This is a genomic window from Streptomyces sp. NPDC102467 (assembly GCF_044765445.1).
In the GTDB taxonomy this organism is placed as follows: Bacteria; Actinomycetota; Actinomycetes; order Streptomycetales; family Streptomycetaceae; genus Streptomyces.
The window spans coordinates 87,877-111,362 of sequence record NZ_JBIWKA010000018.1; the positions used below are offsets into that span (position 1 = coordinate 87,877).

General features: G+C 71.1%; 27 protein-coding genes and 2 pseudogenes. 17 read left to right on the top strand and 12 right to left on the bottom strand.

The genetic code is table 11. From position 1 onward, the window contains the following. The first annotated feature begins 222 nt into the window (after nt 1–222). Nucleotides 223–908 (top strand): annotated as a pseudogene (locus tag ACIREE_RS33130) (GAF and ANTAR domain-containing protein). A gap of 238 nt (nt 909–1,146) precedes the next feature. Next, nucleotides 1,147–1,389 (top strand): DUF5133 domain-containing protein, encoded by a 243-nt coding sequence (locus tag ACIREE_RS33135; protein ID WP_404160552.1) that lies wholly within the window; start codon nt 1,147–1,149, stop codon nt 1,387–1,389. A 20-nt stretch (nt 1,390–1,409) separates the two neighbouring features. On the opposite strand, the gene ACIREE_RS33140 is transcribed toward ACIREE_RS33135, so the two are convergent. Continuing rightward, the gene (locus tag ACIREE_RS33140; protein ID WP_404160555.1) at nt 1,410–1,877 is read right to left on the bottom strand and encodes an ATP-binding protein; all 468 of its coding nucleotides are present in this window, start codon (nt 1,875–1,877) and stop codon (nt 1,410–1,412) included. 150 nt (nt 1,878–2,027) lie between these two features. Between ACIREE_RS33140 and ACIREE_RS33145 the strand changes: the two genes are divergently transcribed. Beyond that, the gene (locus tag ACIREE_RS33145; RefSeq protein WP_404160558.1) at nt 2,028–2,402 is read left to right on the top strand and encodes an STAS domain-containing protein; all 375 of its coding nucleotides are present in this window, start codon (nt 2,028–2,030) and stop codon (nt 2,400–2,402) included. 61 nt (nt 2,403–2,463) lie between these two features. On the opposite strand, the gene ACIREE_RS33150 is transcribed toward ACIREE_RS33145, so the two are convergent. Beyond that, a complete protein-coding gene (locus ACIREE_RS33150; RefSeq protein ID WP_404160561.1) occupies nt 2,464–3,402 on the bottom strand; it encodes a Ku protein in 939 nt (312 codons plus the stop codon). A 215-nt stretch (nt 3,403–3,617) separates the two neighbouring features. Continuing rightward, the gene (locus ACIREE_RS33155) at nt 3,618–3,986 is read right to left on the bottom strand and encodes an ANTAR domain-containing protein (protein WP_404160564.1); all 369 of its coding nucleotides are present in this window, start codon (nt 3,984–3,986) and stop codon (nt 3,618–3,620) included. A 515-nt stretch (nt 3,987–4,501) separates the two neighbouring features. Between ACIREE_RS33155 and ACIREE_RS33160 the strand changes: the two genes are divergently transcribed. Beyond that, nucleotides 4,502–4,831 carry an STAS domain-containing protein gene (locus ACIREE_RS33160; protein WP_404160567.1) on the top strand — a complete coding sequence of 110 codons (330 nt, stop codon included), beginning with the start codon at nt 4,502–4,504 and terminating at the stop codon, nt 4,829–4,831. Nucleotides 4,832–4,844: 13 nt separating this feature from the next. On the opposite strand, the gene ACIREE_RS33165 is transcribed toward ACIREE_RS33160, so the two are convergent. Next, entirely contained in the window at nt 4,845–5,642 is a 798-nt protein-coding gene (locus tag ACIREE_RS33165; RefSeq protein WP_404160570.1) for a SigB/SigF/SigG family RNA polymerase sigma factor, read from the bottom strand. Between the two features lie 226 nt (nt 5,643–5,868). On the opposite strand from ACIREE_RS33165, the gene ACIREE_RS33170 reads away from it, so the two are divergent. The 3 genes from ACIREE_RS33170 (at nt 5,869) to ACIREE_RS33180 (ending at nt 8,882) form a co-directional block, all read left to right on the top strand. Continuing rightward, nucleotides 5,869–6,663, top strand: coding sequence for a VOC family protein (locus ACIREE_RS33170; RefSeq protein ID WP_404160573.1), 795 nt, complete (start codon nt 5,869–5,871; stop codon nt 6,661–6,663). Between the two features lie 175 nt (nt 6,664–6,838). Next, entirely contained in the window at nt 6,839–7,534 is a 696-nt protein-coding gene (locus ACIREE_RS33175) for a HemK2/MTQ2 family protein methyltransferase (RefSeq protein WP_404160575.1), read from the top strand. 82 nt (nt 7,535–7,616) lie between these two features. Further along, nucleotides 7,617–8,882 carry an APC family permease gene (locus tag ACIREE_RS33180; protein ID WP_404160902.1) on the top strand — a complete coding sequence of 422 codons (1,266 nt, stop codon included), beginning with the start codon at nt 7,617–7,619 and terminating at the stop codon, nt 8,880–8,882. A 57-nt stretch (nt 8,883–8,939) separates the two neighbouring features. Here the strand turns inward: ACIREE_RS33180 and ACIREE_RS33185 are convergent, their stop codons facing one another. Continuing rightward, the gene (locus tag ACIREE_RS33185; protein ID WP_404160578.1) at nt 8,940–9,254 is read right to left on the bottom strand and encodes a DUF6233 domain-containing protein; all 315 of its coding nucleotides are present in this window, start codon (nt 9,252–9,254) and stop codon (nt 8,940–8,942) included. 5 nt (nt 9,255–9,259) lie between these two features. Continuing rightward, nucleotides 9,260–10,267, bottom strand: a complete 1,008-nt coding sequence (locus ACIREE_RS33190; RefSeq protein WP_404160581.1) for a hypothetical protein — start codon at nt 10,265–10,267, stop codon at nt 9,260–9,262. 135 nt (nt 10,268–10,402) lie between these two features. Between ACIREE_RS33190 and ACIREE_RS33195 the strand changes: the two genes are divergently transcribed. From ACIREE_RS33195 to ACIREE_RS33205, 3 genes are all read left to right on the top strand, one after another. Next, on the top strand, nt 10,403–10,852 hold the full coding sequence (locus tag ACIREE_RS33195) for a hypothetical protein (protein ID WP_404160583.1): 450 nt from the start codon (nt 10,403–10,405) through the stop codon (nt 10,850–10,852). A gap of 49 nt (nt 10,853–10,901) precedes the next feature. Further along, entirely contained in the window at nt 10,902–11,360 is a 459-nt protein-coding gene (locus ACIREE_RS33200) for a hypothetical protein (protein WP_404160585.1), read from the top strand. A 132-nt stretch (nt 11,361–11,492) separates the two neighbouring features. Beyond that, nucleotides 11,493–11,717, top strand: a complete 225-nt coding sequence (locus ACIREE_RS33205) for a hypothetical protein (protein WP_404160587.1) — start codon at nt 11,493–11,495, stop codon at nt 11,715–11,717. On the opposite strand, the gene ACIREE_RS33210 is transcribed toward ACIREE_RS33205, so the two are convergent. Further along, nucleotides 11,680–12,576, bottom strand: coding sequence for a LysR family transcriptional regulator (locus tag ACIREE_RS33210; protein ID WP_404160589.1), 897 nt, complete (start codon nt 12,574–12,576; stop codon nt 11,680–11,682). The two genes, ACIREE_RS33205 and ACIREE_RS33210, sit on opposite strands and share 38 nt — an antisense overlap. 70 nt (nt 12,577–12,646) lie before the next feature. Here ACIREE_RS33210 and ACIREE_RS33215 point away from each other — a divergent pair, with 70 nt between their 5' ends. Beyond that, on the top strand, nt 12,647–12,964 hold the full coding sequence (locus ACIREE_RS33215; protein ID WP_404160592.1) for a hypothetical protein: 318 nt from the start codon (nt 12,647–12,649) through the stop codon (nt 12,962–12,964). Between the two features lie 231 nt (nt 12,965–13,195). Further along, entirely contained in the window at nt 13,196–13,801 is a 606-nt protein-coding gene (locus tag ACIREE_RS33220; protein WP_404160595.1) for a peptidoglycan-binding protein, read from the top strand. On the opposite strand, the gene ACIREE_RS33225 is transcribed toward ACIREE_RS33220, so the two are convergent. Beyond that, entirely contained in the window at nt 13,782–14,762 is a 981-nt protein-coding gene (locus ACIREE_RS33225; protein WP_404160598.1) for a DMT family transporter, read from the bottom strand. The two genes, ACIREE_RS33220 and ACIREE_RS33225, sit on opposite strands and share 20 nt — an antisense overlap. Before the next feature lie 163 nt (nt 14,763–14,925). On the opposite strand from ACIREE_RS33225, the gene ACIREE_RS33230 reads away from it, so the two are divergent. Then, complete coding sequence (locus tag ACIREE_RS33230) at nt 14,926–15,696, top strand: AraC family transcriptional regulator (protein WP_404160602.1); 771 nt, start codon at nt 14,926–14,928, stop codon at nt 15,694–15,696. Nucleotides 15,697–15,853: 157 nt separating this feature from the next. On the opposite strand, the gene ACIREE_RS33235 is transcribed toward ACIREE_RS33230, so the two are convergent. Further along, nucleotides 15,854–16,732: a GNAT family N-acetyltransferase gene (locus ACIREE_RS33235; protein ID WP_404160605.1), complete on the bottom strand. Its 879-nt coding sequence runs from the start codon at nt 16,730–16,732 to the stop codon at nt 15,854–15,856. A 56-nt stretch (nt 16,733–16,788) separates the two neighbouring features. Here ACIREE_RS33235 and ACIREE_RS33240 point away from each other — a divergent pair, with 56 nt between their 5' ends. Together ACIREE_RS33240 and ACIREE_RS33245 are read left to right on the top strand one after the other, a co-directional pair. Further along, the gene (locus tag ACIREE_RS33240) at nt 16,789–17,286 is read left to right on the top strand and encodes a GNAT family N-acetyltransferase (protein ID WP_404160608.1); all 498 of its coding nucleotides are present in this window, start codon (nt 16,789–16,791) and stop codon (nt 17,284–17,286) included. 306 nt (nt 17,287–17,592) lie between these two features. Next, nucleotides 17,593–18,255 carry a histidine phosphatase family protein gene (locus ACIREE_RS33245; RefSeq protein WP_404160611.1) on the top strand — a complete coding sequence of 221 codons (663 nt, stop codon included), beginning with the start codon at nt 17,593–17,595 and terminating at the stop codon, nt 18,253–18,255. An 18-nt stretch (nt 18,256–18,273) separates the two neighbouring features. Here the strand turns inward: ACIREE_RS33245 and ACIREE_RS33250 are convergent, their stop codons facing one another. Together ACIREE_RS33250 and ACIREE_RS33255 are read right to left on the bottom strand one after the other, a co-directional pair. After that, nucleotides 18,274–20,214 (bottom strand): NAD-binding protein, encoded by a 1,941-nt coding sequence (locus ACIREE_RS33250; RefSeq protein ID WP_404160904.1) that lies wholly within the window; start codon nt 20,212–20,214, stop codon nt 18,274–18,276. 183 nt (nt 20,215–20,397) lie between these two features. Beyond that, a pseudogene (locus ACIREE_RS33255) lies at nt 20,398–20,683 on the bottom strand (aldo/keto reductase); the annotation flags it as partial. Nucleotides 20,684–20,847: 164 nt separating this feature from the next. Between ACIREE_RS33255 and ACIREE_RS33260 the strand changes: the two are divergent. Both ACIREE_RS33260 and ACIREE_RS33265 read left to right on the top strand, forming a co-directional pair. Then, nucleotides 20,848–21,081 (top strand): hypothetical protein, encoded by a 234-nt coding sequence (locus ACIREE_RS33260; RefSeq protein ID WP_404160614.1) that lies wholly within the window; start codon nt 20,848–20,850, stop codon nt 21,079–21,081. A gap of 183 nt (nt 21,082–21,264) precedes the next feature. Next, nucleotides 21,265–22,185, top strand: coding sequence for a DNA ligase (locus tag ACIREE_RS33265; protein ID WP_404160616.1), 921 nt, complete (start codon nt 21,265–21,267; stop codon nt 22,183–22,185). Between the two features lie 341 nt (nt 22,186–22,526). On the opposite strand, the gene ppk2 is transcribed toward ACIREE_RS33265, so the two are convergent. Further along, complete coding sequence (gene ppk2, locus ACIREE_RS33270; protein WP_404160618.1) at nt 22,527–23,480, bottom strand: polyphosphate kinase 2; 954 nt, start codon at nt 23,478–23,480, stop codon at nt 22,527–22,529. Between the last annotated feature and the right edge of the window lie 6 nt (nt 23,481–23,486).

Sequence of the window (23,486 nt, forward strand, 5' to 3'; positions counted from 1 at the left end):
AAAGAGTCTCGGTCCCTCCGTCGTACGGGCACTGCGCGGCCGTCGTCCCGGCAGTCCGCGGTGCGCGATTCCGGCCGTTCCGTGGAGCCCGGTGTGGATCATCACTTGATTGGCGCCGACCGTGTCGGTACCCGCACGATCGGGGCCCGGGCTTCCGCCGTGGTGTGCTCGTCCGTGCGACGCCGGCGTCATGCCGTCCGCACATCCGACGTGAGGAGGCCGATGAACTGGCGTGATTTTGCTGTGCACATGGCGTCGATGGCACGCGGCTTCCTGGCCGAGGACTCCGTGCCCATGACTCTGGACAAGATCACCTCCGCGGCGGTGGGGCGGGTCGAGGGATGCGAAGCGGCGGGCATCCTGCTGCTGCGGAAGGGGCAGGCGGAGACCCTGGCCCCCACCGAACAACTCGTCATCGACAGCGACCGGCTGCAGGAAGAGCTCGAAGAGGGCCCCTGTTTCGACGCCGCCCGCACGGGCCATCCCGTCTTCCGTATCGCGAATGTGAGCACCGAAACGGTGCGCTGGCGGTCCTATGCTCCCCGGGCCGCCGCGCTCGGGGTCGGCAGCATGATGGGTTTTTCTGCTCCACACCGATGACAAGAGCGACCTGGGCGCCCTCAACATGTATTCCAGGCATCCCGGCGCGTTCACCGAGGACAGCGAGACAGCCGGTCGGCTGTTGGCCTCGCATGCGGCCGTGGCCTTCTCGGGTGCCCGGGAGCACGCCTCGATGCAGCAGGCCGTCGAGAGCCGGCACGTCATCGGCGAGGCCATGGGCCTGCTGATGGCCACGCCACAACCTGGACGAAGAGGCACCCTTTGACGTGCTGCGCCGTTACTCGCAGGACAAGAACATCAAGGTCCGCGAGGTCGCGCGGCAGCTGTGTGAAGGCGGCACGCTGTAGAGCGGGGGCGGCTCTCCTGGCTACAGCCTGAACCAGGAGAGCCTCGACGCGGCAGACCCCCGGAGGGTTTCACTGCTGCGCGCGCCGTCCCTCCTGAGTCCCCCGCCGGACGGCAGCCACACCTGTGGTCGGGGAAGAGGACCAAAGTCCTGCTATGAGCACGACTTAGGTGGGCAAACCGGACAGTGGAGAGGCCCTGAACCACGGGTGTTGGACGGATGAGCAAGGAGATAAGGAGATGACGATGCTGCTTCCCGCGGTGGGCGACCTGCGTCGCGCGCTGACTCGGTATGACGAGGCGGTCGTCGAGGACGAGCGATGGCCCACGGACGAGACGGCTCGCCTGCGCGAGGACTGTGCCTACACGCTCTGCGTGATGACCGCCACCACCGACGTGGCGGCGGCGGTACGCGCGGCGGACGCCGCCCTGGAGCAGTGCGCCGTGCCCGCCGCGCAGTCGGGTGTCGGCGAGGCGGCCTGAGCCCCGGCGCTGCCGGCAGGTCAGGCGGCGCTCTCGCCCACGGCGGGGTTCAGGTGGAGGGCGGCGGTGATGCGTTTGCCGACGGTGGTGGGCTGCATGGTGAGGGAGTGGGCGAGGATCGTGACGATCTCCAGGCCGTGCTGCCCGACCCGCTCCGGATTCGCGGTACGCGCGGTCGGCAGCATCGGGTCGCTGTCCCACACCTCCACCTGCACCGTCCCGTCGCTGATCCGCAGCTGCAGCAAGCCGGGCCCGGGTGCGTACTTGACGGCATTGGTGACCAGCTCGCTGACGATCAGCTGGGTGTCCTCCACCGCCCGGGCGCCCACCTCCACCTGGTGCTGCTCCCGGGCCTGGGCCAGGAAACGCGCGGCCGCCTGGCGGGCCTGGGCTATGCAGCCTCTGGTCCCGTCAAGTGAGATCGCCACCTCCAGCGGCCCCGCGCCGGGCAAGGTGGCGCGCGCACCTGACGTAGGTTCTTGCGGCATTCACGGTCCCCGATTTTTGTTGCTTGCCGACCGGTGCCTGTACGGGCCACCGGATACCCCCGGTACGTTACCTGCGCGCTCGGCCGAATGGGCAGGAGCGTGGGGATACGGGGGGCGCAGACCAGAGTCATCGGAAAGGTTGAGGAGCGCGTGGCGGACATTCATGACACGGCAGAGCCGTCTGCCCTGCTGTCGATCACTCGCAGTTCTGTCTCAGGTGTCAGCCTTCTCACCGCGCGGGGGGAGATCGATGCCTCCTCCGCCCCTGAGCTCGCCGAAGCTCTGGCCGGCCACGTCGGTGAGACCGGTGAGCCGCCGCGTACGGTGCTCGATCTGGGCGCGGTGACGTTCATGGACTCCACCGGCATCAACGCTCTGCTCATCGCGCACCGGGCGACGGACGCGGCGGGCGGCTGGATCCGTCTCGCCTGCCTGGACGGCCCGGTCCTGCGGGTCGTCGAACTGGTCGGCGTCGACTCGGTCATCGCGTGCCACCCGAGTGTGGATCAGGCGCTGAGCTCCTGAGCGTCCGTTTCCGCGCAGAAGGACGGTGCGTGCGCGTGGTGAGCCCGGGCCGAGGCGTGACTCAGGCCGAGCGCCGCGGCTTCTTCGCGGCGGTCTTCTGCGCCGTCGCCTTTTTCGCCGTCGTCTTCTTGGCCGGTGTCTTCTTCGCGCTCTTCTTGGCCGCGGCCTTCTTCTTCGGCATTTCGTGCACGGTGGCGTGCCCGCCGTCGGCGCGGGATTCCTTCGCCTGCTGCACGGACTGCTCCAGGGCGGCCATCAGATCGACGACCCGGCCGGATGGGGCCTCCTCGGGTTCCACGGCCGGCGGCTGCTTGCCCTCGGCCTTCGCGTGGATGACGTCCTGCAGCGCTTCGGTGTAGCGGTCGGTGGCCCATTCGGCGTCCTCGATGGGTTCCTCGCGGGTCATCGAGTCGATGAGCAGGAGGGCCTCGTCGACTTCCTTGTCGGTGATGTCCACGGCCTTCGGCGCGAGCTGTTCGGGGGAGCGGACCTCGTCCGGCCACCGCAGGGCGTGCAGCGCGATCACGCCTTCCTTCACCCGCAGCAGGCCCAGCCGCTCGCGGCCGTGCCACGCGAACTTCGCCACGGCGGCTTTGGCGTTGCGCTCCAAGGCCTTGCGCAGCAGTGTGTACGGCTTGTTCGCGACCTGGCCGTCGGCCTCGAGGTAGTAGCCCTCGCCGATCTGGATGGGGTCGATCGACTCGTACGGTACGAAGGCGACGATCTCGATGGCCTTCGCGGTCGGCAGCGGGATCTCGCGCAACTCCTCGTCGGAAACGGCCACGACCTGGTCCTTGGAGACCTCATAACCCTTGCCGATCTCGTCCTGCGTGACCTCACGGTCCTCGAGCTCGCACACCTTGCGGGTGCGCACCCGTGCCATGTCCTCCAGGTGGTACTGGTGGAAGCGGATGCTGTGGTTCTCGGTCGCGGACGTGACCTTGATGGGGATGGTCACCAGTCCGAAGCTGATCGCGCCGGTCCACACGGGGCGGGGCATACGAGACCTCCTGTCGGCCCCGAGCTCTCCCAGGCTATGCCGACCGGCTTTTCCGGGCATCCGGTGATCGGTGCGACAAAACCCCTGCGGCGCGTTGTACTGGAGCAGGCATTCGGTGTATATGCGAAGACGTGGGTTCGGCAGTGAGCCCGCCGTACGCTCCCCGGCGCCTGCGCCGGGGAGCAAGGGCTCTACCGAGGGCTCTACCGAGGGCTCTACCGCCGCGAGCGAGCGGCGACACCGTGCCGCCGCGGCCGTCCCATCGGCTCGGAGTGATACAGCGGCAACTGGCGTCGCAGTTCGCCGCTGATCTCCGGAATGAGGTCGCCGGTCCGTGCCCAGGCGATGAGCTGTCGGGCCACGGAGCGCAGCCTGATGTCCGTATGCATGGACACTTCGCGCAGTGCGTCCCACGCCTCGGCGGGTGAGATACGGCCCACCGCGGCGAGGACGCCGACCGCCTGGTCGACGTCGCTGCGGGCACCCATCACCTGCTTCAACCGCGCGATCTCGTCCTTCAACTCGGCCGCGTGCCCCGCACCTTGTGCGGCGGCGGCCGCGTCGTGCTGCGGGGCGGGGGCCATGGCGTCCCTCCGGGTCGCGGGCGGCGGTTCGTCTTGAAGGTGCCTGCCCTGGCCCGGGGATGCGACACGTATTGGGGCGTGAACAGTCGGCCCCGCGCTCTTCGCGGTGCGCTTCACCCCAAGCACGGCGGCTGTCCGCTGCCGTCCACGCAGCTGCGTCGGTGTCACCCGCGTGACCGGAGCTCCCCCTGTTGACGTCGCAACTCCCCTTGTTAATCAGGGCGGTTGAGGTAGCGCGGCATCGGCCGGATGCATGAGATGCGGGCGCTCGGCAACTGTCGGATCCTCGACACCCCGACGGCGCGCGAGTAGCTTTGTCACTAGTCCGTGGAATATGCCTCACCGTCAGCGCGGCGATGTTCTTCCGGCGATCTCTCGGGCCCTGCCAGGGTCCTCACGCCAGCGGCTACTTTTCGCGGGAGTCTGCGCCCGCTTCCATCAGCACTGTCGCAAATCCTGCGTGGAGCCTGGCCCCTCTGTTCTGTGCGACGGCGCATTGCCTTCGGGACACCATGATGCCCGCCTACTTCGTAGATGAGCTCCTTCTCATCGCTCCCCTCCACCATCCCGTCGGTGTGCGCCTGTTCGGCGAGGTCGTCGGCGCCCACAAAGGCCCCTTGTCGCGCGCGGTGGCGGAACAGACCCGGGCAACGGATGAGATCACCGTCGACCTCACCCGCGTCCATTATCTCGCCAACAGCGCCCTGGAGACCCTCGTCGCGCTGGCACAGACGCTGCACCCGCCCCAACGCCTGCACATACTGGCCTGCCCCGAACTCGAGGTGCGGCAGCGTCTCGCCGCCCACGCGTGGGACCAGGCCGAAACGCTGCGCCTGACCTCGTGAGGGACGCGCGGTGTCAGGCGGTCAGCCGGCGCTCGACACTGTCCCGGGTGGCGTGCTCGCGTACCTGGGCGCAGCTGCGGGCGATGAGGCGGGAGACCTGCATCTGGGAGAGGCCGACCTTCTCGGCGATGCGCAGTTGTGACAGGTCTTCGAAGTAGCGCAGGTAGAGGATGGTGCGCTCGCGCTCGGCCAGCTGTTTGATGCCTTGTTTGGCGGCTTCCCGGTCGTTGATCAGTTCGTACGCGCCGTCGGACCGGCCCAGCGTGTCGGCGAGGGTGAACCCGCGGTGGTGCGTGCCGTACTCGGCGTCCAGGGACAGGCTGTTGTAGCTCTCCAGGGCTTCCATGCCGTCGCGTGCCTCGTCCAGGGTGAGTCCGGCCTTCGCGGCGATGTCGGCGAGGTCGGGTTCCTGGCAGTGGCCTGGTGCGTCGAGGAGGTCGCGGCGGGCGGCACGCACCTTGTTGCGCAGGTCCTGGACCCGGCGGGGGACGCGCACGTCCCAGCCGTGGTCACGGAAGTGACGCCGTAGTTCGCCGGTGATGGTGGGCACGGCGTACGCCTCGAAGGCGCCGCGCTCGGGTGCATAGCGTTCGATGGCCTTGAGCAGGCCCAGGGCCGCGACCTGTTTCAGGTCCTCGAGGTTCTCGCCCTTGCCACGGAACCGGGTGGCCAGCCGGTGCGCCATCGGCAACCAGGCCTCCACGAGTTCTTCTACCAGTACATCGTGCTCACGTCCCGCAGGGGTGGCCGCGAGGCGGACAAAGGCCTGTTCGGTGCGTGGGGCGTCGGTGTGCGGGTGGCGCGCGGGCATGGTTCGCTCCTCATCCCTCCAGAGAGCGCCTGTGGTCTCAAGCACACGAGTGTCGTCTGCCCTTCGACTTTACGGACATAAGACCTGTAACGACCACTCGTCGACCTGGTTTGACTCGGGCGGTGGCTGGCTACTCGTGCTTCTGACGTGGGCTGATTGCTCAGGTCCACCAGACGGCGCTTGGATTTTCGACCTCGGCCTCGGAACAGTACGAAACGGTACGGATATGACCAGCGACAACACACTTGCCGGCGCGGGCCCGGCCAGCAGCACGGTATTCGGCGCGCCCTGCTGGGTCAGCCTGTCCACCCGTGATCTGCGTACTGCGGAGAACTTCTACCACGCCGTGCTCGGCTGGGAGTGGCGCACCGGGAAGCTGGGTGACCAGTACCGGTTCGCGAGCGTGGACGGCGTGCCGGTGGCGGGCCTGTCGGCGGTGGAGAGCACGCTGCCGACGACGGTCGCCTGGACGCCCTTCTTCGCCGCGTCCAGCGCGGACGCCACCGTGGCACGCAGCCAGGAGCGCGGCGGGACGACCGCCGTGGGCCCGCTCTCCTTCCCGCCCGGGCGGGCCGCCCTGCTGGCCGACCGCGACGGCGCGGTCTTCGGCATCTGGGAGGGCGAGCTGGTGGCCGACTGGGAGAAGTGGCGCCAGGCCGCACCGACCTTCGTGGAACTGCACACCCGCAACGCCTTCGACGCGGCCATCTTCTACGGGGAGGTCCTCGGCTGGGCGTCCGCCGCCCCCGGCTCCTGCGACGTCCAGTACGAGGACGAGGAAGTGGTGCTGCGCAGCGGCGGCGACGTGGTGGCCCGTATCCATTCAGGGGCGGTGGAATCCGCGCCCGATCCCGCGATCCGGCCGCACTGGCAGATCCACTTCATGGTCGCCGACGTGGAGGCGTGCGTCCGGGCCACCAGGGACCACGGCGGCCAGGTCCTGGAAACCGTCAGCGACTCGACCGAAGCAGTACTGACCGATCCCGACGGCGCACGCTTCGTAGTAAACGCACAACAGTGAACGCACAACAGTGAACGCACAACAGGGAACTCACAACAGTGAACCGGCACGCGGTTGATGTGCGCGAACGGGGGCACTCAGGTGCCGATGTTGATCAAGTGGTCAACAGAGGCGAGCTGTCAGAGGGTGAGGAAATGAGAACGTCCCCGCACACACCGCACAGCATCTGACACGCATGACGACGCAGCCACGGACCCCGCGAGCGCCCGCGGCCAAGCGCCCCCGTCTGCTGGCGCCGCGCGGTGTGTACGCGCCGCAGCACGACACGGAGCTGCTGACGCGTGCCCTGCGCCGTGAGTCGATCACCGGCCGGACCCGAGTGCTGGACCTGGGCACCGGATCGGGAGCGTTGGCGGTGGCCGCCGCCCAGCTGGGCGCTCACGTCACAGCGGTCGACATCTCCTGGCGTGCCGTGTGGACCGCGCGCCTGAACGCACGTCTCAACAGCGCTTCCGTCACCGTGCGGCACGGCGATCTGGGCCTCATGCCGGGGCCCGGCGCCTTCGATCTGGTCGTCAGCAACCCGCCGTACGTGCCCTCGCCCGCCGCTCTGCTGCCCTCGCGCGGAGCGGCCCGGGCCTGGGAGGGCGGCGGGGACGGGCGCAGCGTGGTGGACCGGGTCTGTGCTGCCGCGCACCGGGCCCTGCGGCCCGGGGGCAGCCTGCTGATGGTCCACTCCGAGCTCTGTGGACTCGCCGAGAGCCTGGACCGGCTCGCAGGGCTTGGCATGAAAGCGGCGGTCATCGACCGGGCCCGCGTGCCGTTCGGCCCGGTCCTGCGCGAACGCCGCGACTGGCTGTGCGCGCAAGGGCTCCTCGACGGCGCCGCAACGGCGGAAGAACTGGTGGTCATCCGTGCCGAACGCCCCTGACCGTGCCACGTCCGGACCGGGTGGGTCCACGTCCACGGGGACGGATCAGCCCACCGGGCTCAAGAAGACACTGACGACCCCGCTGCTCTACTTCTTCATCCTGGGCGACGTCCTGGGGGCCGGCGTCTATGTCCTGGTGGGCCAGGTCGCCGCGAAATCGGGCGGCGCGGTGTGGGTGCCCCTGGTCCTTGCCCTGCTGCTGTCACTGCTGACGGCAGCCTCGTACGCCGAGCTCGCCACGAAGTACCCGCGTGCCGGTGGCGCCTCCCACTACACCAGGCTCGCCTACGGCCCCTTCGCCGGCTTCCTCGCCGGGTTCTGCATGCTGGCGGCGGGCATCGTCTCCGTGGCCGCGCTGGCCAGGGGGTTCGCCGGCGACTACCTGACGGCGTTCGTCAGTCTGCCGGTCGTGGTGGTGGCAGCGGTCTTCCTGTGCGCCCTGGCCCTCCTCAACGCGCGCGGCATCAGCGAATCCACCCGTGCCAACGTGGTCGCGACCGTCATCGAGGTGAGCGGTCTCCTGCTCGTGGTCGGCCTCGGAGTCGTGCTGTTCCTGCGCGGCGAAGGCGATCCCGGCAGACTCGTCCACCTCGGCACCGCCGACTCGGGCGCCGCCGCCGGGGTACTGGCCGGCACCGTACTGGCGTATTACTCCTTCGTCGGCTTCGAGACCTCCGTCAATGTCGCCGAGGAGACCCGCGATCCACGCCGTTCCTACCCCAGGGCCCTCTTCGGGGCCCTGCTGACGGCGGGAGCTGTCTACGCCCTCGTCGGGATCGTCGCTTCCGCCGCCGTCCCCACCGCGACGCTGGCCCGCTCCAGCGGTCCGTTGCTCGAAGTGGTCAAGGAGGCCGGCGGGGTGCCGCCGAAGCTGTTCAGCGCCATCGCCCTGGTCGCCGTCGCCAACGGCGCGCTGCTCACCGGCATCATGAGTTCCCGGCTGGCCTACGGCATGGCGCGGGACGGCCTCCTGCCCAGCTTCCTGACCCGGGTGCTTCCCGGGCGCCGCACCCCGTGGGCGTCGATCGCGGCCACCACGCTCCTGGCCTTCCTGCTGGCCCTCACCGGCGACGTGGCGACCCTCGCCTCCACGCTCGTGCTGCTGCTCCTCGTGGTCTTCTTCCTGGTCAACACCGCTGTACTCGTCCTGCGCCGCGACCGTGCCGCACGACCGCACTTCCGGGCCCCCACCGCCCTTCCTGTCCTCGGCGCGGTCTCGTGCGTGGTGCTGGCCACGCAGGTCGAGGGCGACGTGTGGGTACGGGGACTGATCGTCCTCGCGATCGGCGTGGCCCTGGGAGCAGTCGCCGCAGTGCACCGCCGTCGCAAACCCGTCCCTGAACGGTGACCGCCAGGTTCTGCTCAGTTGGCCGAGGACAGCCTCCCTCCTGTCGTACGCCGACGGTCAGTCGAGCGCGGTGTCGGGGCGGCACTGCGCGCAGGCCGGGACCGGTCCGTGGCGGAGGGCGTCGCGGGCCTGGTCGGCCGTGATGGAGCGGGTGCGGCTGCCTGCCGACCGACAACTGCCGGTGTGGACGTGCACGGCGGCGCGGCCGGTGGGCCCCAGCTCCAGCAGCCACCCCGACGGTACGGTGCGGGCGGCGCGGCGGCGCTTCTCGTCCTCGATCCAGCGTCGCGTCCTGGCGAGGTCCTGCAGTTGCACGCGCTCGAGGAACTCCAACTGCGCGAGCCGGCCCGCTGCGGGCTGCTCCGTGTCCACGGTGCTCAGGCCGCCCTGTGCAGCAGCGCGGCCGGGCCGACGCTGCCGTCACCGAACCGCTGGTTGGCCCGGTCGACGGCCTGCTCAGCGCGCAGGCGCATCTCGCGGCCGCGGTCGAGGGAGATCTGTTCCGCCGTAGGACCGGCCGCCACCAGGTCCTCGGCCCGGACCAGCAGGCCTACGAGGCGGCCGCGCTGCAGGCCTGCGCGGTCCATCAGCCGGTAGGCGGCGGTGCGCAGGTCTTCGTCGTGAGCCGACGCCTCGGGCAGGCGCAGGGTTCTGGTCCAGCGGGCGCCGGCGGCGAAGTCGAGTTGCAGGGTGAGGCCGCGGGCGACCTGGTCGCGGGAGCGCAGGGTGGCCGCGAGCCGGACGACGAGGTCCAGGAGCCGGGCGCGTACGGTGGCGCCGTCCATTTCCTGGCGTTCGAAGCGGTGCCGGACGGCCGCGGACAGCGGCAGTGTCTTCGGGGTGACCGGCCGCGGATCGATGCCACGGGCGCGGTCGGAGGCCAGACGTCCTGGCCGCCCGCCGAGTACCCGCTGGATCGTGGCGAGCGGCAGGGCGGCGAGGGCACCGGCGGTGTGAATGCCGTAATCGGTCAGCGCGGCCGCGTGCACCGGGCCGATGCCGTGCACCGCCCCGACCGGCAGCGGGGCGAGGAAGTCGGCGACCTGGCCCGGCGCGACGGCGACGATGCCACCGTGCTCCGGCGCCCGCGCCGACGCGGTGGCCGCCACGGCCCAGGTCGGCGCGAGACCGATCCGCATGTCGACGGAGAGCCGGGCCAGGCACCGCACCCGGGCGCGCTCGGCCAGCCGGACGGCCGGCACCCCGTGGTAGCGCAGCGCGCCGCGCAGTTCGACGACCGCGGCGCCGGGTGGCAGGGCCTGCACGACGGGGGAGAGCTCCGCGAGCAGCTCCAGCACCTCTCGGTAGGCAGGCTCCGCGAGACCTCCCGGCATGCGTACGTGCATCACCGACGCCTCATCTGCCACATCGTTCGTCCTGGTCATCACAGCACCTCCCACACCCCACAATATCGAACTGGAATTCGAACACGCGAGGTGAGCGTGCTCGTCGTACTGCCACTCGGGGCGATCCGGCCGCGGCGGCGATATGCGCGGCGGGGCGGCGGGGACCAGTGGGACATGAGCGAGAACGAGGATGGGCCCGCCCGTGCACACCGGCGGCCCGAGGGCGTAGGCGACGCGACGGTGGAAGCGCTGGGGTCGGTGTCGAAAGCGCTGGAGACGGTGGAGCAGGCCCGGGGCCACCTCTACGCGTTCCACCAGCTGACAGGCTCCGCCGATCTCGAACTCGGCCGCGCTGTCGAGCTGTTGCGCACCGCGGGGCATGACGAGTGGGCGGAGCGGATCGACCGTGAGCTGGTGGGGCGCAACGTTCTCGAGGGACGGTGGACCTTCCAGCTCGTGGAGGAGTACAACGCCACCTTCTACGAGCCCTACAAAGACCTGGAGCGCGAGGTGCGCGACGATCTCGCCCAGGGGCGCGAACACATCTACGAGGCGGAGATGAAGGAAGCCCGCCGTTCGGAAGGGCACCCCGATCACACCGCGCGTCCCTCCGACGGGACGTGAGGGGGGAGCGCCCTCGTAAGCTGAGCCGGCCGATGCGGAGGAGGGGCCCATGTCGACGTGGGGACTGATCGTCGAGACGACTACCGGAACAGGGGAGCGCAAGCACATCGAGGCGTATGTGCTGGCTCAGCTGGACGGGACGCGGGACGACGCCCTGAGGGAGCTGGAACAGCGGGCGCGCCACTATCAGCCCTCGCATCCCATGAGCCCGAAGCGGCGACGGCTGTTCCGGACGGGCGACGGCTTTCTGCTCGCCGTGGACGGTGCCTGGCAGTCCTTCAGTACGCGGTTCACGCTTGCGGAGTTGCTGCACGACTCCGCGGCTCCGACGCCCGCCCCCGTCGCCGAGCCCGCCCCCGAGCCCGTACAGGCACCGGAGCCCGCGGACGCGGTGCCGACCGCGACCGTTCCTCAGCCGGCCACGGAGCCGGAGCTCGATCCCGTGGCGCGCTACGACGACGGTGTGCCGGTGAGACCGTCGTGGCTCGGGCGGACCGATCTGTCCTGACGGCGGATCGCGGCCGGGACCGGCCGGGGCGCCGAGGGGTTGTGCTCAGGTCTTGCTCAACTCCCTTCACCTTCGTGGGGTTTGCGGCGATGATCCACTCACTGATGGGCGAGCACGTACGGGAGAGTGGACATGGCCAAAGCGGTGCGGGCCTCGCTGGGGGAGATGTGGATCACCTGCCAGGTCTGCAAGAGCGAACTCTTCCGCGAACGGAGCGTGAAGCTCAACAGCACCGGCGGGGAGCTCTTCAATCTGGCCTGGGCGGACGAGAGTGCCACAGGGCTGATCTGCTGGCGTTGCGGTTACGTGCACCTCTTCGTCAACCGGCAGATTCAGCTGCATCGCGCCAAAGACTGACGCGTGGCCGTACGGCCGCGGGTCGACGCGGCCCGAGTGCTGCGGCCACGAACGACGCGACCAGCGGTCGACGGTCCTGTTCGGGCCAGGCGAGTACGAGGCTGCTGGGCGGCGCGTCGGTCACCGGGACGGAGACCAGGCCGGCGGGGACCGGTTCGACGAGCGAGCGGGGCAGTACCCCGATCATCCGGCCCGCCGTCACCATGTGGAACAGCTGGACCACATCGGCGACTTCAGGACCTGTTACATGTTCCCCGGGGATCCCCCTCCAGCGAGGCAGGGTCTCGCCCTCCAGGTCGGACAGCCGCACCGCGGCGCGCCGGGCCAGCCGGTGCCCGGACGGGACGACGGCCACGCGGTCCTCCGTGTGGAGCGTCTCGTGGGCCAGGCCGTCGAGGTCGTCGAACGGTGTGTAGAGCAGGCCGACATCGGCTCGGCCGTCGTGCAGGAAGTCGGCGCGGTCTGCCGGGCCGCTGAACAGGATGTCCACCCGGCGGGCATCGGGTTGGCGGGCGTACTCGGCCAGGAGCCCGGACAGCAGACCCGCGTCCCCGCCCGGCTTGAGTACGAGCCGCAAGGGGGCCTGGCTGTCGCCGGCGCGCCGGGCCTTGCGGACGGCGGCGCCGACCGCGTTCAGTGCGTGCCGCCCATGCTCCTGCAACGCCTCTCCGGCCGGGGTGAGCTCGACGTGCCGGCTGGAACGGATGAACAGCGGAACGCCGAGCCGGGTCTCCATGCGGCGGATCGCCTTCGACAGCGCCGGCTGGGCGATCGACAGCTGGACGGCGGCCCGGCCGAAATGCAGCTCGTCGGCGACGGCGATGAAGTACCTGAGTTCCCGGGTCTCCAGATCGGTCATGCCTCCAGGTTATCGCTGGGTGCCCAACCGGTCTTGGACACCGGGGAGCTACGACACCGAGAATTGCCGCATGATTCACCACACGATGATGGTCGCCTTCGACCACGCCCTTCCCACCGCCGAGCTCGATCAATACCTCGCAGACATCGAACGGGTCATGCTCGACTCGGGTCTCGTGCAGTCGTTCGTGGCCCGGCGGCACCTCTCCACCCCCGGTGAGGAGGCCATTCCGGCGCTGATCGCGACCGTGATCGTGCAGTTCGCCGTGGCCGACATCGACGCCCTGACGAAGGCGTTCAGCGCGCCGGGCCTGCACGACGTCATCGAGCGCTGGCAGGCCCGGCACCCGTACAAGGTCGCCTGGGCGAACCACGAACCGCTGGCATGAGCGACCTGCGTTCAGGACGGTCGGGCCCATCGGCTTATCCGGCCCTGAGCCGACCTTCAACGCAGCCTTAAAGATCACGGACCGGGCCCGGCAGCGACCGATTCACGCCCCGCCGACGTCTACGTTCGGCCTGTGAGTTCCGAAGCAGCCGTCCCAGATCCGTCCATGTACCCAGCGCTCTCCTCCTACTTGACGCGCCCAGCGGGTCGAGTACGGCAGTCGGCGTTCGGGATGCCTTACCCCGTGGCGGGGCCGACGTACACGGCGCCGTCGAGCAGCGCGTCGACCCGCCACGGGGAGGGGCGGGGGCGCCACCGCGCCGCCGCCTCCCCGCGTCGCCGGTCCCGTCGGCACGTCCTGTCCCGGCGCAACCCGCCGGCCCCGTTCGCCTACGCGTCCGCGGCCCTGCTCGCCCTCGCCACCGCCGCGCTCCTCGCCCCGTCCCACAGCCCTGACCCCGGCAGGCCGCACGCCGCGCCCCCGCAGCAACCGGACACACCCGGCCGGCTGTCTCCGCCCGCACCCGACGAGGCGCCCACCGTGCCGGCCCCGACCGACAGGCCCACCCCGGAGAGTGCCGAGGCCCCAGCTCCCCGTTCGACGCCGTCGGCGGCAGGCGCATCGAGCGTCCTGCGCTTCGGCAGCACGGGGAGTCCGGTCCTGCGATTGCAGGAGCAGCTAGGACAACTGCGGCTCTACACGGGCCCCTTGGACGGCTACTACAGCCACGACGTCGCCGCCGCGGTCGCCCGCATGCAACAGGCACGCGCCATCGACGAACCGCTCGGCGTCTACGGTCCGGCCACCCGCAGCGCCATCAGCACGGCGGCTCTGTGACCTTGGCCGCCCCCGCGCTCGCAGGCCGCCGCGTCCGGGCGGGCCGCCGCGCGGCGGACGTGACGGCAAGGACGGCTCCCGCCAGGAGGACGAGCGCGCCCGCGCCCTGGAGCACGCCGAAGGTCTCGCCGAGCAGCAAGGTCCCGCACGCGGTGTTCACGACCGGCACCGTGAACATCATCAGCGAGGCCGACGCCGGCCCGACGGCAGCCACCGCGCGGTAGTAGAAGAGGTTGGCCACGGCGGCGGCGCCCACCGCCAGATAGACCGCGTTCAGCCAGACGCTGCCGGGCAGCGCCGACCACCGCACATCCGGCAGGTCGGGCACGGCGAGCGCGCCGAGCAGCACCGCGCCCGCGCAGGTCGCGTACGTCGTGGCCCGCAGCGGCTCGACACCGGACATCACCCTCGGCCCTGCCAGCGTGAACGCGGCCCAGCACACGGCGCTGAGCAGGAACAGCGCGTCCCCGGCGAGCCGGGTGCCGCCCCCGCCCGCACCGCCACCCGCGCCGACGAAGAAGACCGCGGCGCCGCACACGCCGAGCCCGAGCCCGGCCAGCCGCTGCCGCGAGGCCCGCTCACGTCCTCGTACGAGCAGATATGTGCTGGTCAGCACCGGGCTCATGACGGGGATGAGGATGCCCGCGTCGAGCGAGGGCGCGAGCGAGAGGCCCCAGAAGAAGAAGCCGTTGTACGCGAACACACCCAGGACACCCGCGGCCGCCGCGCGCCGCCCGGCCCCCGCGGGCACCGGCGCCGCGCGTTTGCCGAGGACGGCGAGGGCAACGAGCAGGGCGAGGGCGGCGCCGCCGAAGCGGAGCGCGGCCGCCACCGTGTGGGGCACCTGCCCCACCATCGACTTGGAGCTGGAGAAGGCGCAGCCCCACAGCACCATCGTGAGCGTGAGCAGGAGATACGGGTGGGCGGACCGCCTTGCGGCCGCACCGTTGTTCGGGTCCATGGTCCGACGATGCCCGTCGGCCCCCCGGCAGGTCTTGAACGCTGGTGCGCGCGGCACAATCGGAGTCATGGGGACGGCAGAGCGCACACCAGATCCGGACGGCCGGGGCGGAGGAGACGGGCGGACGCGGTACTGGAGGGACGCTGCCCTCCCGCTTGAGGCCATGCACGCGCGTTTTCGGGAGCACGTGTACCCGGTGCACAGTCACGACTCGTACTCCTTCGGCATCACCGAGGCCGGCGCCCAGCGCTTCCGTTGCCGGGGCGCCGCCCACACCAGCGGCGCCGGGATGGTCATGGCCTTCAACCCGGACGAGGCGCACGACGGGCAGAAGGCCGCCGAGGCCGGCTACCAGTACCGCATCGTGCACCTGGGCCCGGAACTGGTGCGCGAGGTGCTCACCGACGCCGCCGACGGCCGGCCCGGGGCGCTGCCGCTGTTCGCCCGGCCGGTCCTCGACGACCCCGTGCTCGCCGCGACCCTCACCCGCCTGTACACGGCGGTGGCCCGCCGCGCGGACCCGCTCGTGCGCGACGAACGGCTCACCGCGACCGTCCTCGCGATGACCCGCAGGGGCGCCACCCGGACCATCGGGCGCCACCCGCAGACCACCCCCGGACAGCGCCAAGTGGCCCAGCGCGTAAGGGAGTTGCTGCACGACGCGTACGTGGGAAAGGTCTCGGCCGAGGAGCTGGCGGCCGCCGCGGGCTGCAGTCGCTTCGCCCTGTACCGCGCCTTCCGGGCCGAGTACCACATGTCGCCCAGCGACTATCAGCGGCAACTGCGGCTACGGCATGCCCGCGGGCTCCTGGCCGCCGGCACGGCCCCCGCCACCGCGGCCGCCGACTCCGGCTTCGCCGACCAGCCGCACCTGGCCCGCTGGTTCCAGCGCACGTACGGCATCACCCCAGGGACGTTCGTCCGCGCACTGTGACGCCACCCGCCCGCGCGGCGCTGAGTGTGGCGGGGCGGGCGACCCTGGACCCCACCGACAGGCGCCACCCGCCCGAGCCACTGGCGGACCCATGGACGGGGGGCGTTGCACGGGTCCGCGTGCTGTCCGAATGCCCCGTGCGCGGCTGTGCACACGTCTACGGTGACGCACACGAGAAGTCGTACACGGCCCAGTCGGTGAGAGGGACGTATCCGATGCGTCGGTAGAGGGCGTTGCTGGTGGGGTTGGCCGGGTCCGCGTACAGCACGACGTCCGTGGCGCCCGCGGCCAGTGCGGCCCGGCTCGCCGCGACCGTCACAGCGCCCGCGTAGCCGCGGCCCCGCAGGTGGGCCGGAGTGTAGACGGGGTCCACCCGGACCATGCCGGCGACCATCGACGTCGCGGCGGCCATGGAGACGGGAGTGCCGTCCGGGGTCTGCCAGAACGTGAAGCGCCGGTCGGCGAAGCGCGAGGCGGCCCAGGATTCGGCGTCCACGGTGGGGACTTCACCTACGGTGTCGCAGAACTCCCTGCACCAGCGCACCACTTGCTCATGATCCCGCACGCCCACGCGCCGCCCGCGGCCCGCCGGGACGGGTTCCGCAGGGGTGAGCGTGCCGAGACGGTACAGACGGATCCGCTTGCCGAGCGTCGGCAGTGCGCCTGTGTGCCGCTGCCATGCCTCGGCGAAAGCGGTGGCGGTGTCGTGGGCCGCGCTGACGTAGGGAAGGGAGTGCCCGAGCCCGGCCAACTGGGCGGCGAGCGCGTCGGCATGCTCGGGGGCGACGGGGGTGAGACTCAGGCCTCGGGACGGGAGGCGGTAGAAGACGGCGCAGACCTCGCCGTTCAGCTCCAGTCGGCCGAACGAGGTCGCTCCGGCGCCGAACGCGTCCGCCCCGCGCGTGCGCAGTTTCTCGATCGTCGTCAGCGGTGTGTTGTGCAGCGCCGGCCGTGAGCGCAGGAAGCCTCCGGCTCGGGCGAGAAAGTCGTCCACGTCTTCGGTGTCTTCGCTGAGGTGCCAGTCGTTCGGGCGCATGCCTGATGATCTCCGATGCCCCCGGCACGGGGCTACCGGCTGTACCCTCAGCCCACATGAGCTGGCTGCCGGACGACTTCGTCCACCCCGTCCATGTGCCCGTGCCCACCACCGCGCTGCATCTGCGGCCGATCCGGGAGGCGGACACCGCGATCGACTACCCGGCCGTGATGGGTTCACGTGAGCGCTTGTGGGAGATCTTCGGCCCCGCCTGGGGGTGGCCCACAGCGACGATGACCTACGAAGAGGACCGCGTCGACCTGCGCCGCCACGAGCAGGAGATAGCCGCACACCAGTCGTTCAACTACGCCTTGTTGGACGAGGACGAGACGGTGCTTCTCGGCTGCGTCTACATCGACCCGCCCGAGCGCACCGGCTCCGACGGCGACATCTCCTGGTGGGTCGTGGACGACCTGGCCGGCGGTGCGGCGGAGCGCGCGCTCGACATGCTGGTGCCCCGGTGGATCGCCGACAACTGGCCCTTCCGGCAGCCCCGTTACCTGGGCCGCGACATCACCTGGCAGGACTGGCTGGCGCTGCCGCCCACATCCTGACCCGCAGGCCGGCGTCCGCCGCCCGCCCACCAGGGCACCGCGCTGCATGATGTCTACGCAGACCGGTGTTTCGTCGGTGGCCCCGTCGAGGTTGCCGTAGCGGCGGATGCGCAGCTTGCGGTGGAACTTCAGGTGTCGTAGCGCAGGCTCCACACGCCGTAGCCGTCCGCTGCCCGAGGTCCTCACGCGGCGCGGCTGCTTTCAACAGGAACACCATGCGCGGCGATGGGAAGGCGAACACAGGGCAGCCCGGCGAGGCGCGCACAATGTGTAAGAACGTGTTCCGCTTCGTGGAGGTAGTCCCGCATGCGCTTGCTGCTCATCCGTCACGGCCAGACCCCGTCCAACCTCAAGCACCTCCTGGACACCGGCAGGCCGGGCCCGGAGCTCACACCGCTGGGGCAGGACCAGGCGGCCGCGCTGCCGCAGGCGCTGGCGGAGGAGAAGATCGAGGCCCTCTACGTCTCCACGCTCGTGCGTACCCAGCTGACCGCCGCGCCGCTGGCCGCCGCCACGGGGTTGGAGGTCCAGGTGCGGGACGGCATTCGGGAGCTGATGGCGGGGGACCTGGAGATGCGAGGTGATGAGGAGGCGGCCGCGACCTATCTCGCCACGGCGTTCGCCTGGTCCGCGGGCGACCTCGGGCGGCGGATGCCCGGGGGCGAGGACGGGGCGGAGGCTCTCGGCCGCTTCGACGCCGTGGTCGCCGAAGCGGCCGGAACGGGGGCGGGGACCGTGGCCATGGTCAGCCATGGCGCGGCGATCCGCATGTGGGTGGCCGCCCGGGCCACCAATGTCGATGTGGCCTACGCGTCCGCGCACGCGCTGGGCAACACAGGCGTCGTCGTGCTGTCCGGTTCGCCCGACGAGGGCTGGCAGGCACTCGTGTGGGAGGGCCGCCCGCTGGGGCCGGAGGGACGCTCCCCGGAGGACGGCGGCCCGGCCGGAGAACCCACTCCGGCGCCCTGACGCAACCGCGCTGTCCGCTCAGGCGGAGGGCGGTGCGCCCGGCTGGACGCCCCGCCCCGCGCCCGTGTCCGACTGCGAAGCCAGGAGCTCGGCCAGGCCCTGCCGGGTGGCGGCCAGGACGACCCGGTCGGTGGGGCGCAGCACGTAGCCGGGGTGCAGATTCCAGATGAGGCCGGGTGGTGCGGCGGGGCTGTCCTCCTGCGGCGACGCGGCCAGGTCGGGGCGCCGCTCGCCCGGGGCCGTGGAGTCGACGGCGATCACCCGCCAGGACCCCGCCCGAAACGATTCCGCGACGGTGCGCCCCTCCAGCGGCGAATGACCGGTGACATCGAGTACGGCGAAGAGCAGCACCCTGCGTTCGACCGGTATCGCGCCGAGGATCTGGCGGCCCATCATCGCTCCGGCGAAGGCCGGCGCGGCGAGCGTGGTGACACTGCGGCTGCGGGTCAGAGCGCGGGGATGAGCGGCGCGCAGGGTGCGGTAGACGGCCGTGGCGAACGCGTCGTCGTACAGGCGCAGCGAGACCCGCAGATTCGGCTTGACGGACCGGGCGTACAGGGCGGCTTCGAGGTTGGTCGTGTCATGGCTGGTGAGGGCGAGCAGGGCGTGTGCGCGCTGGACCTTGGCGGCCTCCAGGACGCCTTCGTCGCGTACGTCGCCGAGGATCGTCGGCACATGCAGGCGGCGGGCGAGCGGGATGCCCCGGGCATCGGGGTTCTCCTCCACGCACACCACGGGGATGCCGAGTTCGTGCAGCCGGGCCAGGACACGGGTGCCCACCTTGCCGAGGCCGAGCAGGACGACGTGCCCCGACAGGCCGCGCGGCGGGCGGCGCAGGGTGGTTGCGGTGCGGAAGGTGCCCAAGGCTTCGAGCACGGCGGCGAGGAGCACGGGCAGCAGCAGCAACCCGGCCAGACCGGTGAGGAGTTGGAGGATCTGACGCGCGGCCGGCTCACCGATCGCGGGATCGTCGATGGCGAACAGGTCGAGCAGAGTGAGGTACGCCGCGCCCAGCGGATGGCGCTCCGTGGTCGCCCAGGTGGCGAGGGCCAGGCCGAGGACACAGACCGCGAGCCCGGCCAGCGACCAGCGCAGCCGGCGGGAGAACAGCGAGCCGAGCGGCAGCCCGCGCGCGGTCAGCCGCCGTGGTGCCACGGCGGGGCCCGCCGGGGCGACGGTGTCCAGGACGACGGTACCCCGGCCGGTGGCCGCGGCGACCGTTCGGTCGTCGGGGAGGAGCAGGGGGCCGTCCTGGCCCGACGCGTCCGACCCCTCCGCGCCCGCCGGGTCGTTCGTCGTCGCCGACAGAAGGGCGAGGGTGCACAGTCCGGTGCGGGCTACTGCGCCGGGCCCCGGCGGGTTGCGTTCCACCGCGCGCAGCAGCAGGCCGTCCGCCTGAATGACCTTGCTGGTGCCCGCGACCGCGGTCCCGGCGAGCGCCGGGGCGGCGGTGTCCGCATCCGACAACACCGTCGTGGACGTGTCCAGTGTCTCCGGATCGAGGCCGGGCGACGCCAACGCGGCTGCCTGATCGAGGAGTTGGGCGAGGTGCTGGCCGAGCCTGCGATCGTAGAGCCGGATCACCAGGCGCAGGCGCGGGTTGAGCCGTCGGGCGGCGAGCGCGGCACGGATGTTGGTCTCGTCGTCGTCATGTACGAGAGCCAGCGCGTCGGCTTCCGCGACGCCCGCCTCCGTGAGGACCTCCTCGTCGAGCAGCGCCGCCTCCATGACACGGGGTGCCTGCCCGGCGAGCGAAGCGGTGGGGGACGGGGCCGCCCGGTTCATCGCGGCCTGTACGCGGCTCAACAGGGCCGCGGCGCGGACCCGGCCGCCGTTGCCGACCTGTGGTTCGGCGGCGACGCGCATCGGGGGAACGACGATGGTGACCTGGGCACGGTAGAGATCACGCAACTCCGCGCCCAGCCGCTCGGCGAGCGCGTCGTCACCGCAGACGATCATATGGCGTGGAAGAGGCGGGTGTTGAGTCTGGTGGGGAAGTGACACAAGGGTCATCGTGCGGTGTCGACTCCGCTCGCGTCTACCGGGCCAGTGTGTGACGGAGCCGTCCGGACAGGCACCGGCGTCCACGCTCTGCGCATGGGTGCGCTCGCGGCTGCTCTCCCGCCGCACCACGCCCGCGCCCAGGGAGTACTCGGACCGGACCGCTGACCGGTGTGACGGCGTTCGCGCGGCGGATCGTATCGGGTCCGGCTTCGGAAGGGCCGAACGCGCGGACCTTGCCCGCGGCGATCAACTCGCCCACAGCGCCCGCCGTTTCCTCGATGGGGACGGTCGGTTCGACGCGGTGCTGGCAGTAGAGGTCGATGTGATCCGTGCCGAGTCGTGGGAGCGATCCCTCGACGGCGGTGCGGATGTCGCCGGGGCTGGAGTTCAGCTTCCCCGGACCGTCGCCGCCGTGCGACAACAGCAGGCGGCGTACCTTCTCCGGCCGGTAGGCGTTCCACAACGCGGGCAACAGGTGTACGGGACTGACTTGCGCCACACGGGGCACACGGTTCTCATGAAGATTCTGATCGTCCTGGTCGTCATCGCCGTTGCCGCCGTGTGGTTCGTGAAGTCGGGCAAGGGGCGATGAGCACCCGTCGCGGAGGTGCGGCGAACGGCGCGATAGGCGTGCACGCTCCGCTCGGGACGGGCGGCAGGCGGGTGACGGCGCGTGGACAGATCCTCGGCCTCGCGCACTCGGATGCCGAAGTCGTCGAACTTCTGCGCGGCGCCGGGCTGGCCGACGCCGAGGTGGTGCTCGCCGACCCGGCACGGGTCACCTGGCGCGGCGGACGGGCCCACCACTACGAGGCGGCTTGAGCGCGGGCTCACCATCCGGTGGATCACCCGTCCAGGTGACGGCGTGTGTAGCCGGAGCCGGGCAGGGCAATCGGTCGGAGCACCAGGGGTGCCCCGGCGCGTTGCACGGCGGTGCAGGGCGCAGTGGTCGGGGCCGGCCGCATTGGGGTGCGGCCGGCCCGGCCCGAGTCCGGGGACGTGATCATGACGATTGGGCTAGTCGGGCCTGCGGTCTCGGCAGTCCTCGGCAAGCCTGAAGGGGTGGAGATCCCCGTCGCTGTCGCGCTCGCCGAGTCCGTGGCCAACCTTCCCGCCGGTCCGGGCTGGTGGTACGAGCCCAAGTTCGACGGGCTCCGGCTCGTCATGCACCGTACGCAGGAGACCGTGAAGTGTCAGGCCCCATCGGGGCGCACCATCACCGGGGCGTGGGTGGACCTCGCTGTCGCCGGGCAGGCCGCGCTGCGCCCCGGCACGGTCCTCGACGGCGAGGCCGTCGTCTGGACCGACGGCAGACTCGACCCCTCGGCGGCGCAGGTCCGCGGGAACTCGACGCCCCGCAGGGCATCCGCGCTCGCGGCGGAGTACCCCGCGTACTACGCCGTGTGGGACTGCCTAGCGGTCGACGGCGTGGATCTGCGCGACCGGCCCTACGTCGAACGGCGCGCGGCCCTGCTCGAGGTGCTCGCCGACGTGCCGCCGCCGATCCAGCCCGTGCCGGCGACGGACGACGTGGATGTCGCGCTCGTCTGGTTCGAACAGCTGCGGAGGCAGGGGATCGGCGGGGTGGTCGCGAAGCGTGCGACGTCGCCGTACCGGCCGGCCCGCGTCTGGCAGAAGGTCAGGCACTCGGTGACCATGGACGCGGAAGTCGTCGGCTATGTCGGGCCCGCGGTCCAGCCGCAGCGGGTCGCGGTGCGGCTGCCGGACGGGCGAAGCGTGCTGTCGCAGGCGGTGATCGCGCAGGTCGCCGCCGAGATGGCCCGGCACATCACGGAGTCGGGGCCGGGGCGGCGGGCGCGGACGGATGCCGGCGAGGCGTACACGACGACGGGGCAGGGTCTGATGGTGGAGGTCGTGGCGGGAACGGCGCGGCACTCGACGGTGGCTGTGATCTGCGTGCGCTGACCGGGGCTTGCCGCGGTTGTCCTAGCAGGGCGCCGGTCTTCGTGATCGGCGCCCTGCGCTGTGCGCGGTGTCCGTAGGAAGGCCGCGCGGTCCGGTCGCCCATGGGGCGAGGGCGTGCCCGGCGGAGCCCGGGGCGCCGGACGGCAGGGCGTTCACGGCGATGGGTTCACCCGCCTGGCCGATCGCGTGTGCTGCCGCGGTCTGGTCTGATCGGCTGCCAGGTCCGCGCCGGAGAGGTTCGCCGAGAACGCGGACTCGGCCCTGCTGAGCGCGACCGCGAGATGGTGGCAGCGCAGGAATTGTGCACGGGGACGACGGGACGCGACTGCGGTGAGCGCGGCTCAGGGGTGTTGCCCTCGGCCCTCGTAGTAACCCGCGAGCCTGCTGGGAGACAGGTCCGTCGGGTCCTCGCCCGCCTCCAGAAGGGTGTCGGCAGGCCCGATGACGAGCGGATCGGCCTTCCCGACCGCGTTCTCGTCGCGCGCCTCGTAGTCGAACCGCAGCAAGAGGTGGCGCATGGCTTCCAGGCGTCCGCGACGCTTGTCGTTGGTCTTCACCACGGTCCAGGGAGCGTGGTCGGTGTCCGTCGTCCGGAACATCTCCACCTTCGCGTGGGTGTACGCGTCCCAGAGGTCCAGCGAGGCGACATCCGTGTCCGAGAGCTTCCACTGGCGTACGGGGTCGACCTGGCGGATCGCGAAGCGCGTGCGCTGCTCGCCGCGGGAGACGGAGAACCAGAACTTGATCAGGACGACGCCGTCATCGGTGAGCATCTTCTCGAACAGGGGGGCCTGCCGCAGGAATTGCTGGTGCTGCGCGGGGGTGCAGAAGCCCATGACGGGTTCGACTCCGGCCCGGTTGTACCAGGAACGGTCGAAGAAGACGATCTCGCCGGCGGCCGGAAGATGCGTGACATAGCGCTGGAAGTACCACTCGCCCGCCTCCCGCTCGGTCGGCTTGTCCAACGCCACGACCCGGGCCCCACGCGGGTTGAGCCGCTCGGTGAAACGTTTGATGGTGCCGCCCTTGCCGGCCGCGTCGCGTCCTTCGCAGACCACCACGACGCGCCGCCCCTGCTCGCGGACCGACTTCTGCAACTTGAGCAGCTCGATCTGCAGGACACGCTTGCCGCGCTCGTACTCCTTGCGCCTCAGCTTCTGTGCGTACGGGTAATTCTCCCGCCACGTGCGCAGCGGACGGCCGTCTTCGTCGAGGAGTATCGGCCGCTCGGGGCGGCTCTCGTCGACCTTCAGCCCATCGAGGAGATCTTCCTCTTCGTTGCCGTTACCGTTCAACGGAAC